At 43.6% G+C, this 15,805-nt stretch carries 13 protein-coding genes; 7 read left to right on the top strand and 6 right to left on the bottom strand.

What is annotated here, in order from left to right:
* Positions 1–27: 27 nt before the first annotated feature.
* The 4 genes from DIU38_RS15015 (at position 28) to DIU38_RS15000 (ending at position 5,609) form a co-directional block, all read left to right on the top strand.
* Positions 28–1,584, top strand: coding sequence for a RagB/SusD family nutrient uptake outer membrane protein (locus DIU38_RS15015; protein WP_112651987.1), 1,557 nt, complete (start codon positions 28–30; stop codon positions 1,582–1,584).
* 150 nt (positions 1,585–1,734) lie between these two features.
* Positions 1,735–3,243 carry an arabinan endo-1,5-alpha-L-arabinosidase gene (locus DIU38_RS15010; RefSeq protein ID WP_208057806.1) on the top strand — a complete coding sequence of 503 codons (1,509 nt, stop codon included), beginning with the start codon at positions 1,735–1,737 and terminating at the stop codon, positions 3,241–3,243.
* 538 nt (positions 3,244–3,781) lie between these two features.
* Positions 3,782–4,216, top strand: a complete 435-nt coding sequence (locus tag DIU38_RS15005) for a CBS domain-containing protein (protein WP_112651991.1) — start codon at positions 3,782–3,784, stop codon at positions 4,214–4,216.
* A gap of 100 nt (positions 4,217–4,316) precedes the next feature.
* Positions 4,317–5,609, top strand: coding sequence for a DUF885 domain-containing protein (locus DIU38_RS15000; RefSeq protein ID WP_112651993.1), 1,293 nt, complete (start codon positions 4,317–4,319; stop codon positions 5,607–5,609).
* Positions 5,610–5,732: 123 nt separating this feature from the next.
* Here DIU38_RS15000 and DIU38_RS14995 read toward each other — a convergent pair whose 3' ends face one another.
* On the bottom strand, positions 5,733–6,359 hold the full coding sequence (locus tag DIU38_RS14995) for a CatA-like O-acetyltransferase (protein WP_112652017.1): 627 nt from the start codon (positions 6,357–6,359) through the stop codon (positions 5,733–5,735).
* Positions 6,360–6,502: 143 nt separating this feature from the next.
* On the opposite strand from DIU38_RS14995, the gene DIU38_RS14990 reads away from it, so the two are divergent.
* Complete coding sequence (locus tag DIU38_RS14990) at positions 6,503–7,345, top strand: isocitrate lyase/PEP mutase family protein (RefSeq protein WP_112651995.1); 843 nt, start codon at positions 6,503–6,505, stop codon at positions 7,343–7,345.
* 164 nt (positions 7,346–7,509) lie between these two features.
* Positions 7,510–8,754 (top strand): beta-ketoacyl-ACP synthase II, encoded by a 1,245-nt coding sequence (gene fabF, locus DIU38_RS14985; RefSeq protein ID WP_112651997.1) that lies wholly within the window; start codon positions 7,510–7,512, stop codon positions 8,752–8,754.
* A 59-nt stretch (positions 8,755–8,813) separates the two neighbouring features.
* On the opposite strand, the gene DIU38_RS14980 is transcribed toward fabF, so the two are convergent.
* The 5 genes from DIU38_RS14980 to DIU38_RS14965 all read right to left on the bottom strand — a co-directional run bounded on the left by DIU38_RS14980 (position 8,814) and on the right by DIU38_RS14965 (position 14,993).
* Positions 8,814–10,487, bottom strand: a complete 1,674-nt coding sequence (locus tag DIU38_RS14980; RefSeq protein WP_112651999.1) for a patatin-like phospholipase family protein — start codon at positions 10,485–10,487, stop codon at positions 8,814–8,816.
* A 93-nt stretch (positions 10,488–10,580) separates the two neighbouring features.
* Positions 10,581–10,754 carry a hypothetical protein gene (locus tag DIU38_RS33105; protein ID WP_167516191.1) on the bottom strand — a complete coding sequence of 58 codons (174 nt, stop codon included), beginning with the start codon at positions 10,752–10,754 and terminating at the stop codon, positions 10,581–10,583.
* A gap of 471 nt (positions 10,755–11,225) precedes the next feature.
* Positions 11,226–12,347, bottom strand: coding sequence for an ISAs1 family transposase (locus tag DIU38_RS14975; protein ID WP_112658656.1), 1,122 nt, complete (start codon positions 12,345–12,347; stop codon positions 11,226–11,228).
* 118 nt (positions 12,348–12,465) lie between these two features.
* A complete protein-coding gene (locus DIU38_RS14970; protein WP_146750437.1) occupies positions 12,466–13,161 on the bottom strand; it encodes a hypothetical protein in 696 nt (231 codons plus the stop codon).
* A 14-nt stretch (positions 13,162–13,175) separates the two neighbouring features.
* A complete protein-coding gene (locus DIU38_RS14965; protein WP_112655449.1) occupies positions 13,176–14,993 on the bottom strand; it encodes a PAS domain-containing sensor histidine kinase in 1,818 nt (605 codons plus the stop codon).
* Positions 14,994–15,279: 286 nt separating this feature from the next.
* Here DIU38_RS14965 and DIU38_RS14960 point away from each other — a divergent pair, with 286 nt between their 5' ends.
* On the top strand, positions 15,280–15,747 hold the full coding sequence (locus tag DIU38_RS14960) for a hypothetical protein (RefSeq protein WP_146750438.1): 468 nt from the start codon (positions 15,280–15,282) through the stop codon (positions 15,745–15,747).
* The last annotated feature ends 58 nt before the right edge of the window (positions 15,748–15,805 follow it).

Raw genomic sequence — 15,805 nt, 5'->3', positions numbered from 1 at the left:
TATTGATAAACATTAAACATTGGTATAATGAAAAATATATTTAAAAAGACCGTAGTTACAGCTTTAGTACTATCGGTTTTTGTAATGGGTTGCAAAAAAGGCGATTTAGATACAGTAAATCCTAATGCACAAACTACTCAAACATTTTGGAAAACTGCCGACGATGCCGTTAAAGGCATCAATGCTGTATACGGCAGCTTAATTATTGATGGTTCATACATGCGTTTTTCACCGATAGTGGAAAATACCAGGGGCGATGATGCTACGAGCTATAGCCCCTGGGACCAGATCTATAATATGGGCAAGTTTAACATGCAGAGTACCGGAGATGGCGTACTGTTTTCATGGACCGCTTACTACCAGGGTGTTTTACGGGCCAATGAGGTGCTGAAATATGTCCCTGATATTAACATGGATGCCGAACTGAAGAAACGTGTATTGGGTCAGGCCTATTTCCTGCGTGCCCTGTACTATTTTCACCTGGCCGATTTTTATAAAAACGTGCCGATGCCGTTGGTTCCCGCCAGCTCAAGTGCCGATTATTTTCAAAAACAACAGCCCCAGGATGTAGTTTGGGCGCAGGTGATCAGCGATTTTAAAGCTGCCGAAGGTATGCTGCCAACAACTTACAGTGGCTTATCGCCCGATGGACAGATTGGTCGCGCTACAAAGGGTGCGGCAGCTGCATATCTGGGTAAAACGTACCTGTTTACAAAAAAATATACTGAGGCTGCTGCCGAGTTTAAATCGGTAATTGATATGGGACTTTACAGCCTTGTGCCTAATTACTACGATAACTTTTTTGCGAACAATGAAAATAACGCCGAATCAATTTTTGAGGTTCAGTTTTCAAGGGATGCTGGTGGTACCGATCTGGGTTGGGGAGGAGATCCGTCATCAGGATGGGGCCGTACATCTGCCCGTGCCATCACCTTTGGCGCAGCGAGTTTTGGTTTTACAGATGTGCAGCCAACGCCTGCATTATACAATGAATATCTGCAGGAAAAAACAACCAGTGGGGGCATTGACCCACGTTTGGATGTAACGATGTACTATAATAAACCCGGCGAAAAATTATATAACCAGGATTTTGCCGCCCGCTACGCTGGCAGCTCCTCATTAAATGCCCTGTTTTGCCATAAGTATGAAAACGGCGACAGCGGCCAGGCCGATGAGTATGACTGGAGATCAGGTATCAACGAAAGATTGATGCGTTATGCTGATGTACTGCTGATGTACGCTGAGTGTTTGAACGAATTGGGCCAGACAAACGATGCTTATCAATACATCCAGCGGGTGCGCAGCCGGGTTGGTTTGCCAAACTTAGCTACGGTAAAACCGGGCATGAGCCAGGCTGAGATGCGCGATCAGATAGGTCACGAACGTTTCCTGGAGTTTTCGTTGGAAGGCCACCGTTTTGATGATATCCGCCGCTGGGGCTGGTTACAGGATGCAGCTAAACTGGCCTGGCTAAAATCCCGCGACCCGGAATTTAATACCTATACCGCAGGTAAGGAGTATTTGCCGATACCGCTGAGCGAAGTGCAAACCAATGTTGGTTTGGTACAAAATACGGGGTATTAGGAAAAAAGGGCGGGGGAGGTGCGATTCCTTCCCTGGGGAAGGAGGAGGAAGGGGTTTATGAATCATGGCAAATATACTGCTTGTATAAACCCCTCCCTGCCACTTCACAGTCCACCACACCCCTCCCGCGGGAGGGAATTAAAAAATTAAGTGAAAGAGACGAACACGATGATGAATACAGCGAAAAATCTATATTTAATAACCGCATTGGCAACAGTGCTGTTTTCCTGCTCAAAAAAGGAGACACCTGCGCCAGCTAAAACGGATACTACCACAACTCCACCGGTAACAACAGCGTTTGATATCAACAGTATCAGTGATACTTACGCGGATATTGCGGCATTTACCTATTATCCTAAGTGGACAGTGTATAACGTGCATGACCCATCCATTAAAAAGTTTGGTGATTATTATTATTGCTATAGTACCGATGTGGCTTTTGGTACTGATGTAAGGCCGGGCTTGCAAATCCGCAGGTCGAAGGATTTGGTGCAGTGGGAGTATGTAGGCTGGGTATTTTCGTCATTGCCGGCACAGGGATCGGCCTATATTACGGGTAAAGGCGGTACGCCTTACAACGCCTTATGGGCACCTTACGTAATGAAGGTGGGTTCGGAGTACAGATTGTATTATTCGCTTTCATCGCCTGTAGCACGCCTGAGTGTTATCGGTATGGCAACGGCTTCATCGCCTGACGGCCCCTGGACGGAGAAAGGCCTCGTTGTAACATCAGCCAATGATGCCAGTATCCAAACCAACGCTATCGACCCAACGGTAATAACTACAACAACCGGCGAACAATATATGTATTATGGCTCGGCCTGGGACGGGATCTATATCCTTAAACTTGATCCTTCAACTGGCCTGGCGGCCAGCTCGGGCGATAAGGGCAAGCGCATAGCTAACCGCGGTTTTACCGGCGGCAAATACAATGGTAACATTGAAGGCGCGGAAGTGATCTACAACCCCGATCTGAAAAAGTATTTCCTGTTTATCAGTTATGACTGGCTGCAAACCAAGTATAATGTTAGGGTAGGGCGGGGCGATAGCCCGACCGGTCCGTTTTATGATTATAACGGGCATGACATCAATACCGATGAGGATCATGGCCCCATGATACTTGCGCCATACCAGTTCAGCAACCAAAGCGGCTGGCAGGGCACAGGGCATTGTGCAGTGTTTGACAACGGTAGCGGGCAATATTACATGGCGCACCAGGGCAGGCCGGGTATTAACTCGTACTTTATGGACCTGCACGTTCGTAAAATATCATGGACAACCGACGGCTGGCCAATAGTATCGCCTGAACGATATGCCAATGTTGCTCAAACAACTATAGCATCAACCGATGTGGCAGGGACCTATGAAAAAATCACGCTGAATTATCATGTTGTACCGGGTTATGGTACCGAGCAAACCAATCCGGACTTCCAGGTTTCAACAACCTTTAAACTGGATGCTGCCGGTACTATTGATGGTAACGCTGCTGATAAATGGACATTTACCGCTCCGTGGCTTGAGCTTAAATACAGCAACGGCGATAGTTACAAGCTAAAAGTTGAACGTGAGCGCGACTGGGAAAACAAAATAACATCAACCCTGATATTTACCGGGTTGGATAACTATGGCACCGCCATTTGGGGAAAGAGAAAACAATAGGTTTGTTTTTATATAGGTTGGTAGCCCTTCGGTTTAATTACCGGGGGCTTTTTTAATAAAATAAATTGAGATTATTGGTGAAGCTATTTTGTCAGCGCCTTTTATTATTGGGGTAACTTATTTAAAAAATTACGATAAAAACAAAAAAAACAGCTTGAATAAACATGGCGTCTAATCTTCTGTAAAACACGTATTGTTTTATTCCTGTTAGTTTTATTTTCTGATTATCAGTTAGTTGAATGTGTTTCATTGAATGAGTTAATTATTTGATTATCAATTTGTTTCGATTTTATACTGTCCCGTGTTTCAAGGCTCAAAAAATGGAACATTTATTTTTCTGCAAAAAAGACAGACCACATTTTTTAATTTTTTTTTCGGGAATCAAAAAAATGGGACACCCGTTTTGTTACAATATAAGGATTGGTTTAACTGCATGGCCGAACGGTTTTTTTAGCCTGAATAGATTTTGTTTTCCACAATCCATTGTTTTTCTGTTACTTATTCGTATCTTGAATTTACCAAATTAACCTGAGTATTTATGAAAAGTGTAAAGCATATCCTGGCCCGTAAGGGGAACAACGTTACTGCAGTACCTGCCGATACCACCGTGTTTAACGTGTTGAAACTGATGGCCGAAAAAAACATCGGCTCGGTAGTGGTAACTGAAAATGGCAGGTATATGGGCCTGATGACGGAGAGGGATTACTCCCGTAAAATCATTTTAATGGGTAAACACTCCGACGAAACCACCGCCGGCGAGATCATAAGTACCAATTTCTCGAGGATCACCCCCGAATCATCAGTTGATGAATGCATGCTGATCATGAGCGAAAATAATATCAGGTATTTACCGGTGTTTGATGTGGCCGATCAGTTATGCGGTATTATTTCAATGAGTGATGTGGTGTACGAAACTATCCATTCGCAAAGGGAAACTATTGAGCAATTGCACAGCTACATTCAGTCAACTTAAGCAAAAATGCTTTTGGATTACTGATAATGGTTAACAGGAGATTTGTTTTTGCATAAATTAATCAAAGCAAATATTTAGGTTTGTTAACCATTCCGTTGTTATGAGGCGACCTCTTGTTTTTTTGTTTTTTATTTTAACTTCTTCTTTTGCTTTTAGTCAGCAAACGTTTGATGCTTTTTGCAATGATTTTGTAACCGGTTACACTAAATTGCATTTGCCCCAACTGGAACTAAGCTACACAAGCGGATTGGAACATATCGGCACCGCCGCTGATGTGCAAAAACAGTTAGCTTTTTTTGAAAAAGTTAAGACTGATTTATCAGCCTTCAAAGCAGGTCAGCTCAGCGAACCGGAAAAAGTAGATTATCAGCTGATCAGCTATGAAACCGCCCTTAATTTAGAGCGGATTAAACTTGAGCAGGATTGGTTAAAAAATAAACCTGCTGTAATCCCCACAGGCGGCATTATCACTATCCCCAACGGCAAAGCCTGGTATGCCTATCTGCTAAAACGCTGGACCAGCACCCGCGCCACTCCTGATAAGATCTACCAGTTTGGCCTTAGCGAAGTGGCCCGCGTTCAAAAGCATATCGAAGCTATCCGCCAGCAAACCGGGTTAAACGAAGATGATTTTTATAAGCACCTCAATGATCCGTCCTTTTTTATCAGCGACCCGAAGTTAGTTCAGCAAGCCTTCGAAAATACCAAAGCGGTCATTTATGCCAACATGCCCAAACTGTTTAGTAATACCAACATAGCCCCGCTAAAAATTGTAAAAGGTGAAAACACGCAACTGGCACAAACGCCCGGCTATTACGATAATAATGCGTTTTACTATAATCTTTTTGATAAGCCTTACAATAAGCGGCAGGTCGACTGGCTTTTTATGCACGAGGGCGTTCCCGGTCACCATTACCAGGCGAGTACGGAGGCGCAAACCAAAACATCTGCCGTGCAGCAGTTGTTTTATTATATGGGTTTTGCCGAGGGTTGGGCGGCATATACCGAAGAGTTGGGCAAACAACTTGGCATATACCAAACGCCTTACGATGAGCTTGGCAAATGGGAGTGGGATATTGTACGGTCGGTACGTGTGCCTTTGGATGTAGCACTTAATTATTACGGCTGGACGGATGAACAGGCACTGGCATTTTGGAAAAAGAATATCCGGGGGCAGGATGATATTGCCATGCGCGAAATTGCCCGCATGCGCCGCTGGCCGGCACAGGTAGTTACCTACAAGTATGGCGCATTACAAATACTGCACTGGAAAGAGGAATTGCAGCAAAAGCAGGGTGCCCAATTTAACATCAGGGATTTTCATTCACGCGTGCTTGATCATGGCTCGCTGCCGTTGTTTATGGTTAAGGAAAATGTGTTTAAGAAAAGTTAAACTTTTTATCTTGTAAATCAATAGATGGAAAGATAGCACCAGAGGTGCTAAAGGTTTGCAGAATAATTATTAAAGGGTTTTAGCGTGCCAGAGGTACGCAACTTCTGCGCGTTTTACGGTAGCCTAAAACCCTTTGTTCAGCAGCTCCTGGTAACAATCAATATACTGGCCCACGTGGATGCCATCAATCAATGCATGATTTACATGGATGGATACCGGCATAGTGCGCTTACCATGATGTTCGGTCATTTTACCAAACGAAACCTTAGGGCAGCTATCCATAAATGAAAACATGCGTGCATGTGACAGTGAGGTGAAATTGATCCAGGGTAGCGAAGAAAAACGGATTACATTGTTTAAAGCCTTGCGTTCAAGCAGGTTGTTACTTTGTACCCGTTCAATTTCCTTGTTGGCGTCGCGGGCAAAATCTTCGAACAACGGATGAAAGGGCCATTCGCCAAAACCAAATGTGCCATTAGCCCGCGGAACGGTTGAGCTGGCATCAATCTGGTCGTAAAAAAAAACATCATTGCCCTCCATACGATATTTGAAAGGCTCAATAATTTGCGAGGCAGCTAAAGACTGATACATGGTATAAAGGAAAAATGAGATCCCGTTATCCTTCACAAACTTATAGGCCGCCGTTACATCAACGTTTACGTTTACGCCGTAATAGGGCTCCTCAAACTGTTTAAAAAAGTTGTAATGCTCTTTCCTGATCCAGTTTTCAATATCTATTTTTTGTTTCATAACCATTGCAACTACAATAATAGGGATATTAAGCCAAAAGTTCGAAGTCGTAAGTATTAAGTCAAAAAGCAAATTTCTGACTTAAGACTCGTGACTGCAGGCTAACTTTTGTTTAATTTCGATAAACACTAATCTACCTTCAAATGTCATCAGCAATAAACAATTCCCAATATCAAAAAGCCGAAGTTTTTAAAGCACTGCATGAGCGCGATGATTTGTTCATTATCCCCAACCCCTGGGACGCTGGTTCTGCCAAAATTTTAACCGGTTTAGGTTTTGAAGCGTTTACTACTACCAGTGCCGGGTTGGCTTATGCACTGGGCCGGCCGGATGGGTATGCTCTGATCAGTCGCGATGAAACGCTTGATAATGCAAGGGCTATCATCAATGCAACCCATTTACCGGTAGCTGCCGATTTGGAGAATGGTTTTGGCGATACGCCGGAGATTTGTGCCGAAACTATCTTAGTCGCAGCGGGAGTGGGACTGGTTGGCGGTTCGATAGAGGATGCTACGGGGAATGATAAAGATCCCATTTACAATTTCGACCTTTCGGTTGCACGGGTAAAGGCTGCTGTTGAAGCGGCGCGGAGTTTACCGTTTCATTTTATGCTAACCGCCAGGGCCGAAAATATGATCCACAGGAAAATAGACCTGCAGGACACCATAAAACGCCTTATTGCTTATGCCGATGCAGGTGCCGATGTGCTTTTTGCGCCCGGACTTAAAACAAGGGAACAGATAAGCGAGGTGGTAAAAGCCGTTGCTCCCAAACCTGTAAACATTGTGCTTGGCGCAGCAGGTTTTGATATCAGCTTTAATGAACTGGCAGATCTGGGCGTAAAAAGGGTAAGCCTTGGTTCGGCATTGGCAAGGGCTGCTTTGGGCGCTTTTCAGCGGGCCGCTGTTGAACTTTCACAGGGAAGTTATGGTTTTGTAAATGATGCTGTTCCTTATTCGGAATTAAATAAGATTTTTGGGAAATAATCAAATCTCTTCCTTGATTTAACCATGATGGTTTTTGAACTATTTTAACTTTTGGTCATGCCATAACCTGGTAATTTTCAGCGTGTAAAACCGATACATGTTGAATTGTCAAAATACCATTTGGTATATTGTTATATCTTTGCGCCGATTTTAATAAAACCATCATGTTAAACAGAGTAGTTATAACAGGTCTGGGCGCTTTAACACCGCTTGGAAATAATGTAAAAACTTATTGGCAAAATTTAATTGCCGGTAAAAGCGGCGCTGCAACCATCACCCGTTTTGATGCATCATTATTCCGTACGCAATTTGCCTGCGAACTGAAAGATTTCAATATCACAGATCACCTGGATAAAGCCGAATTAAAACGTACCGATACCTTCACCCAGTATGCGCTTGTTGCAGCCGATGAAGCTATCAAAGATTCGGGTTTTGATTTGAGCAAAATGGATCCGTTTGATGTTGGTATAATTTGGGGCAGCGGACAAGGCGGTATGGAAACTTTTGAGGAGCAGGTAACTGAGTATGCCAGGGGTAACGGACAGCCCAGGTTTAGCCCGTTCTTTGTACCTAAGTTCATTTCTAATATGGCTTCGGGAATGATCTCTATCCGTAACGGTTTTATGGGGATTAACTACACTACGGTTTCGGCCTGTGCTACATCCAATACCGCTATTATGGATGCCTTTAACTACATCCGTTTAGGTAAGGCTAAGATCATAGTTACTGGTGGTTCTGAAGCGCCTATAACCCCGGCTTCAATTGGGGGTTTTAGTTCGATGAAAGCTATGTCTGCCCGTAATAATGATCCGCAACACGCTTCAAGGCCATTTGATATTGATCGTGACGGTTTTGTTATGGGTGAAGGCGCCGGTGCCTTAGTACTTGAAGACTATGATCATGCAGTTGCCCGCGGCGCACATATTTACGCAGAGGTGACCGGGGCATCTATGACTGCTGATGCATACCACATGACAGCCACTCACCCGGAAGGATTAGGTGCTGCCCGTGCCATGCAGCAGGCCCTTACCGAATCGGGTTTAAGTATTGAAGATGTCGACTACCTGAACATGCATGCTACCTCAACTCCGGTTGGTGATCTTTCAGAGATCAACGCCCTGCTTGCGGTTACAAAAGGCAAAGTAACAGATACTATTATAGGTTCAACCAAATCCATGACTGGCCACCTGCTGGGGGCCGCCGGAGCTATTGAAGCTATCGCAGCCATAAAATCAATTGAAAACCAGGTGATACCACCAACAATTAATACCACAACCCTGGATCCTGCTATTCCTGACAATTTAAAATTTGTATTAAATGACGCCATTAACCATAAAGTAAAAGTAGCCATGAGCAATACTTTTGGCTTTGGCGGGCATAACGGAATAGTGGTATTTAAAGCAGTATAAAAGCCATTGAAGCCTTACGAAGTTTTAAGAAACTTCGTAAGGCTGAATTTTTTAGACCGCTACGGCAGCAGTTTCCATGTTTTAAGTTCTTCTTTGATCACTACCATTATTTTGTTGGTTACCATACGGTTCAGGATCACTTTAGCGCCTATCCATAATAAGCTTTTGGTGAGCCAGCCAAGGTCTGCCACATTAAGCATAATGGTTTGGATACGATCTTTCAAGCCGCTGCTAAATCTGTCGATATCTTTTTCTTTAAGCGTGGGCCAGTTGGTACCCGAACTGAATTTAATATCGGGGAATTTGATATCTTGTTCAAATACCGGGATGATTTGGTAGCTATCGTTTTGTGTCGATTTAAATCTGGCCAGATCTGCATTAGCATAGCCATCTTTAAAAATGGGGTTAGTGGTAAGTGCTTTGGCTGGTATGGTAAAGTAATCACGCAAAAAGATCTTACAATTGTGCCGGCCTAAAAAGAAATCATGTACCCTGAATTCTTTATTTAAAAATCCGCTAAAACCGCTCAACGCACCACAGGCAATGGCTTGTTCGCCGGTTAGGTCTGTCGATTTGCCATCGGGCGTATCTACACGGCGCGATGGCGTGATCAGGTACTGACCTGCGCAATCATCATCCATTGCGTCTTTAATATTAACCGCTTTTGAGCGCATTTGCGATAGCATGGATGATAGCGTTAAACCTATCACATTTAATATAGCCCGTGATTGCGAAATTGGTTTTGGCGGTTGGGTAGGAAAAGGTTCAATCATCAGTACGGTTGAAACAAATTTGTTAAAGTTGTTATAATCAACGCTCGGTTGGGCTGTAAGGTCGTCTAAAACACTGCGTACTTTATCAAACGGCTCGTTGTTGATCATACCACCGTCGACGTTCAGGGTTTGATAACCGCCTGCATCAATTGGAGCATTGGTTAAGTAGTTGCTTAACCATGGGTTATTGTTAACATATTGGGCGTCGCGTTTAACTATCCTTGATTGCAACCCAACCGGAAAGGCGCCGGTAGCCATTGCTGCGTCGGCGGCTATATCCGTGTTAATATTATTTTTCAGGTCAAGCGGCATCCATCCGTTATTATGCCCGGCAATGGCGTTTTCGGTAAGCTCAAAGCATGCGTAATCATTGTGGATGCGCATATTATATTTGGTACGCTGTGAAGATGACGAATTGAACGGAACATTGTAGGCGTAGCCCTGCAAGTTTGTAAGCGTGGTAAAGATCTTTAAACCGGGTTTAATATATGTGGGCAGCGGTTGCCATTGTTTTGGATCGGCAGCAACTACCCGTTTGGCAACATCATTAATAAAATCAGAATTCAGTGCCGATATTACACCCGAGCTTTTAATGTCGCTGGTATCCAGCATTTTTGTGAACATATCAGCCTGAATAAGGTCGACCCAGGAGTGGTAGAGCTTGTTTTCGGGATGCTCGGCTAAAAGATCTCCTGATGGCTTGTCGATATGGGTTATCGGGTTGTTAAGGGAGGATGCGGCCATGATACTGGTCATACCGCCTGCCGACGCACCGCCCATTACCGGGATCTGCACTTTGTGCGATGGTACGCCTGGCTCATTGCGGTGCTTGTCCCATTCGGCCAATGCCTGAAGCAGGTAATCAATAACGCCTGCTGTGTAAGCCCCGGCAGACACGGCGCCGGCCATACAAAGTCCTACATAAAATACTTGCTGATCTGAAGTTTTATCTGCTTCCATGAGATAGATATTAGGTTGGGTTGCTAAATTTAAAAAAATGACCGCACAAAATGATACGTGAAACTACGTGAGTTGATAGCGGGTTTTACCCGATCACATTGCTTTATCGGCTTTTTGCGGTTTGGGATGTTCCCTTGGTTTAAGTTCCCGGTCAATAATTTGTTGTTCAAAGTTTTTCTCGTCTTTGCGGTCGGTTTTTACTATCCATACTATTAATGTTATTAACAAGGTTATTACAATGCCTACTGTAAAATAATTGATTTGCATGTTTATATATTTGGTTAGCTAAATTTACCCCGGCTGTATTAACTGAGAATTAAATTTACGCATGAAAATCAGCCACGGACCCTGATTTCGTGGATGGATAGGGTCCAATAAAAAAATGCTATGCAGGCCCTCGTAACCGCCATTACTCTTGCAGTTAAAGATCTTTGAGGCAGGCAGGAGTACAAATCCTGAAGCATCCGGCTGAACCTTTCTGGGGCGGTTATGCAGGTTTTATTGCCCATCCTGAAGGCAATTCCTGGGAAATCTGTTATAATTCGTATGTTGAAAAATGATGAATGCTTTAAACCTATAGTTGGACATGAATATGGTCGTCATGTCTTACTGCACGGCATCCGTGAAATCGTAGCTTGGGTGTTTTGATGCCCAGACGGTTTTTTAAATGAGGTTCGATAAATATTTTATTGATGACATTTTGCGATGCAAAGAGGGTTACAAGTCAGGGCCGACGCATTAGAAATTTTTGTTAGCTATAAGTGTTAGGAGAAACTTGTGATTCCACCCAGCCATTTTTCTTTTGGCCTTTATGCTGGCTTTGCTGGTTTTGTCAGCCTTTAGAATATTTAAAGCTATCTTTCTGACTACAGCAAGATTTTGTGCAGCCTGACTATTTCGTGTGGTATTATAATCTTCGGCAAAACCAACATCCAGTTGCCAGTGCAACTGGTTTTCTATTCCCCAATGTGTGCGGATGGCTTTGTTAAAATAGGCAGCGTCTGCCTGAAGGCTGGAGATGTAATAACGATTTTGTGTAGTACGGCTGTCCCCAATTATGCGTTCGGAGGTGATTTTGATAATACTCTTTATTCCTTTCCAATTTTCCTTTTCGTCAATCCAGTTAAGTTCATGTATGACCTTGCAGGTTCTGATCTCAGACCGCCCGTGCCCTTTATCCAGATGCTGGCTGTAACTGTCTTCCCTGAAGTTAAACTGGTTGGTTACCTGGTCATAAAACGTTTCATGGTTTTGCTTCAGGGCCAGGATATAATCCCCCTGACTTTCGATAATCTTTTCAGCGATTGCTTTTTGGGTGCCCATCGCATCGATGCTGACTACTGCCCCCTTAATGTTCAATAAAGATAGTAATGCCGGGATGGCACTAATCTCATTACTCTTGTCAGCCACCTTTTGTTGCCCAAGTACCAACTGATTACGGCCTGACCAGGCACTTACCAAATGTAATGCCCCCAATCCCTGATGCTTGCAGGCGCTATTGCAGACGCTCTTTCCATCGATAGCAATCAGTTCCCTTTCGCCAGATGTACCTGTTGTTTGAAGGCTCTGGCCAAGTTCCGCCGTCCAGGCGCGGAAACAGCGTTCAAAAACATCCGCATCGATCATCATAAAAACGCGATTGATCGTATCATGACTCGGTATGCCATTTTCAAGCGGTAGCAACTGTTTTAAAAAGTCTTCTTTTTCCTTGCCAAACTCCTCCATTTCGTACCAGCTTTCCGCACCGCATACAACCGCCAATACCGATAGGATTATTACTTCCAGTAAATTATGTTTCTTATTATTGCCCGTGCGCGGATCGGGTATCCATCTGAAATGATCATGGAGTGAGGTTGTCATATTCTTTTTACAAAGAAAAAACTCTAAAAGCCTTTACCCCCCCCCGAACATTTAAACTTATTCCCTCTTTACCAACATTTTGTTGGTAACACTACTCATTTTTACCGTTTCTTATACGTCAGCCCTGGGTTACAAGTGCCTTTGTTCGTAAACTGTCAAAAGTAAAATTAACTTTATTGCCCTGGGGAACAATTTTAGTCAAAAAGCTATACTGCCAATAACCCTTTATCAGGCAAGCCTGTGTTGTGTTGATTTCCCCGGCGCGCGGCTCTTCACTAATTCCGTATCCGATTGGCGAAGGTGTTTTATCGGTTTCCAAGCCTGTTTTATTATCAATATAAAAAAATGCGAGATCGAGTTTCTTACCATCGTTATGACTCAGGTGGGGCATAAGCGGAAACCCATTAATGAACGGAAAGCTCGCGTCAAGATAATTCAGGGTACTTCCCGGATATTTATGGTTCATTTCGGCAGCTACGGCAAATGCAGCCTGCTTAAGTTGTGGGCGAACATAATTACGATTGAACAGGCAGGTTAGCCGGTTTAGCGGCTTTAAATGATTGATTTGGGAGAAGGGGAGCGGCACCCTTCCCGAAAGTCTGGCAAGCGGAGGTACAATTAAAAAAGTGGTAAGGCAATATAACACCATAAAAACTACAGCCTTGGTGATTTGGCGGTAATATTTATTATTTACTGTTTTGTTGATTAGCCTGTGCAGGCTAATTGAAATGAGATAAACCAACCCACCAATTTGTGTAAAAACAGTGAGCAGGCAAAACAATAGAACGATGATTATGGGTTTTACTATTTTCAATCGGGATTTAAATTTCAATTTAACGGTATCGTAAACCAAAAAGTGCTGCCTTTATCTACTTCACTTTCAACCCCCATTTCGCCGCCGTGAAGCTCAATGATCTCGGCGCTGATATATAAGCCAAGTCCAAGCCCTGAATATTGAATACCCGAAGTATCAACCCGGTAGTAGCGTTCAAATAAATGCGGGATGTTTTCCGGCGGGATTCCCCTGCCGAAATCCTGTACCGATATTTTGGCCATGTTGTCCTGTTTACTGATATTGATGACAATCCGGTTGCTGTCGGGCGCATATTTAACCGCATTGTTTACAAAATTAACAACAACCTGGTCTATCCGTTGCCTGTCTGCGTATAGTTCCAGATCGGTGTCGCCTGTAAGCTCAAGTTCATGCGTACCTGCAAGCCTCACGTGGTCGCAGCATTCATTGATCATTTGGGCTGCCAAAAAACGTGTTTTATGAAGTGCAAGCTGCCCCGCGGTAATTTTTGAAACATTAAGCAAGCTATCAACCAGTTGCTGCATTTTATTCAGGCTGCTATTGCCGCGGTTAATAAACTGAGGGATCTTATCAGATGAGGGATCAACCTTGATCAACCTGTCGAGCAATTGCATGGACGCCTTGATCGATGTCATCGGTGTTTTTAGCTCATGACTGGCAACGCTTATAAAATCATCTTTTTGTTGTTGCAGGTGTTTAAATTCGGTTATATCAAGCAAGGTGCCCAGAATACGCAACGGTTTATTTATTGAACCATAATAAACTTTGCCTTGCGCCCTGATCCAGCGTAAAGAGCCATTTGGCCAGATAATTCTTGCCTCATAAAAAAGTTTTCCGGTAGTAAGCGCGGTTTTATGAGCATTATTGCGTAGCTCAAGGTCATCGGGATGCAGCGCTTTCAAAAATAAATCGCGGGGGGCATCTCGGCCAACTCCAAAAATAATGTTAAACCTTTCAGATGTAAGTATCTCTTCGGTAACCAGGTCAAGATCAAAGGTGCCTATTTCAGCAGCTTCAACGGCCAGCCTGGCCCTTTCTTCAGCTTCCTCAATTTTGCGGCGTGCAAAAACTTTTTCAGTTACATCAATGGCAATTACCATAATGGCGCTTATCTCGCCGTCAAAACCTTTAACAGGTTCATAAACAAAATCAATAAATACCATTTCGGGTACGCCATTGCGTACAAGCAGCAGTTTATGCTCCTTGGCGGTAATCGGTTGCCCTGTTTCAATAACATTATCCATTACGGGGGCATACAATTCGGCCGTTTCAGGGATGGCTTCCCAAACGCCCCGGTTTTCCATTTCTGCACGTTTACGGCCTACCAGCTCAAGATACGAGTCATTCACTACTTCAATTACCAGGTTATCGCTGTTTATAATGCAAATGCCCACGGGTGCTTGCCTCACCATGTTATACAAGGTATGCCTGCTCTCTTCCATAGCCTGTCGGGCATGTTCAATTTCGGTAACATCTGTCGAGAAACAAATAACGCCAACTATTTTACCGCGCGAGTTACGTACAGCCTGATAGGTAAACTTGTAATAATTAATTTGCCGTTTGCCGTTAATTATAAATTCGGCAGGTGCATTGTTGCCGTGATAAGTTTCGCCGGTACGGTATACTTCGCTTATGAGGCTGCTGAACGGCTGGCCCTGAAGGTCGGGTAGCGCCTCGTCAAAAGGTTTTCCAATTATCGACTTATCTTTCCCCCATGCCTTTAAGGTAGCATCATTGGCTATGGCAATGAGCTTATCCGGGCCCATACACATATACACCGGAAAAGGCGAGGCCTCAATAATGCTTCGGAAAAAGTTTTCAGTAGGTTCCAAGTTATGGCGTGGTTTTATTCGGTAAAAGATGCTCCCAAAAATAAAAATATTTTCGTACAGATTTAAATATGCAGGGCAGGTTCTGTTATGGTTTATTGATAATTAAAGAATTATCTGCACAGATTTTCAGATTAATTGCAGATCTGCTCAAAAAGTGCAAAAAATGATCTTTATAGGCGAAAGACACCGGCTTGCTGTATGGCCGGGTACGGTTGCATTGCTTAGGTGTGATAGGCATATTTTTTTGATCAAAGCCTGCCCACATTTGATCAAAAAAATATCACAAATGAAAAATAAATTTTTATTGGCATGTATAGTAGGGTTATTATCTGCCAGCACCATGTATGGCCGTACGGCCGCCGAAACAGGATACGCCGGCGTGATCCGCGATTTCATTGACAGCCACATGACCTCCAACTTTAAAAAATTGAAATCAATAATGAGTGACAATTCTGTGTTGAAGTTACCCCGCGGCGAAAAGGTACTTGTACAGGAAAAAGACGACCTGGTAAGCATGATGAAAAAGGATGCCGGTACCCAGCAAAATTGCCAGTCGGGTTACGAAGTGCTTGCCAAAAGCGATGCCATGGTGATTGCACGGGTTGATTTTAACTACGAAAACTGCGCACAGCATGATTACCTGATCATCGAGAAAAATGAGCGGCAGGACTGGAAAATTACCCAGGTTTGCAAAATGTTTGAGGACATAAAAACACCTTTAAATAGCGACAATTCTGTGGTAGCCAAAAACTAAATTTTACTTCCTTAACCGACAATAATTAATCACCCTATTGGGGTGATTTTTTTTATTT

This window comes from Mucilaginibacter metallidurans, from assembly GCF_003286435.2.
GTDB lineage: Bacteria > Bacteroidota > Bacteroidia > Sphingobacteriales > Sphingobacteriaceae > Mucilaginibacter > Mucilaginibacter gossypii.
This window is presented reverse-complemented; position numbering and strand designations above follow the sequence as displayed.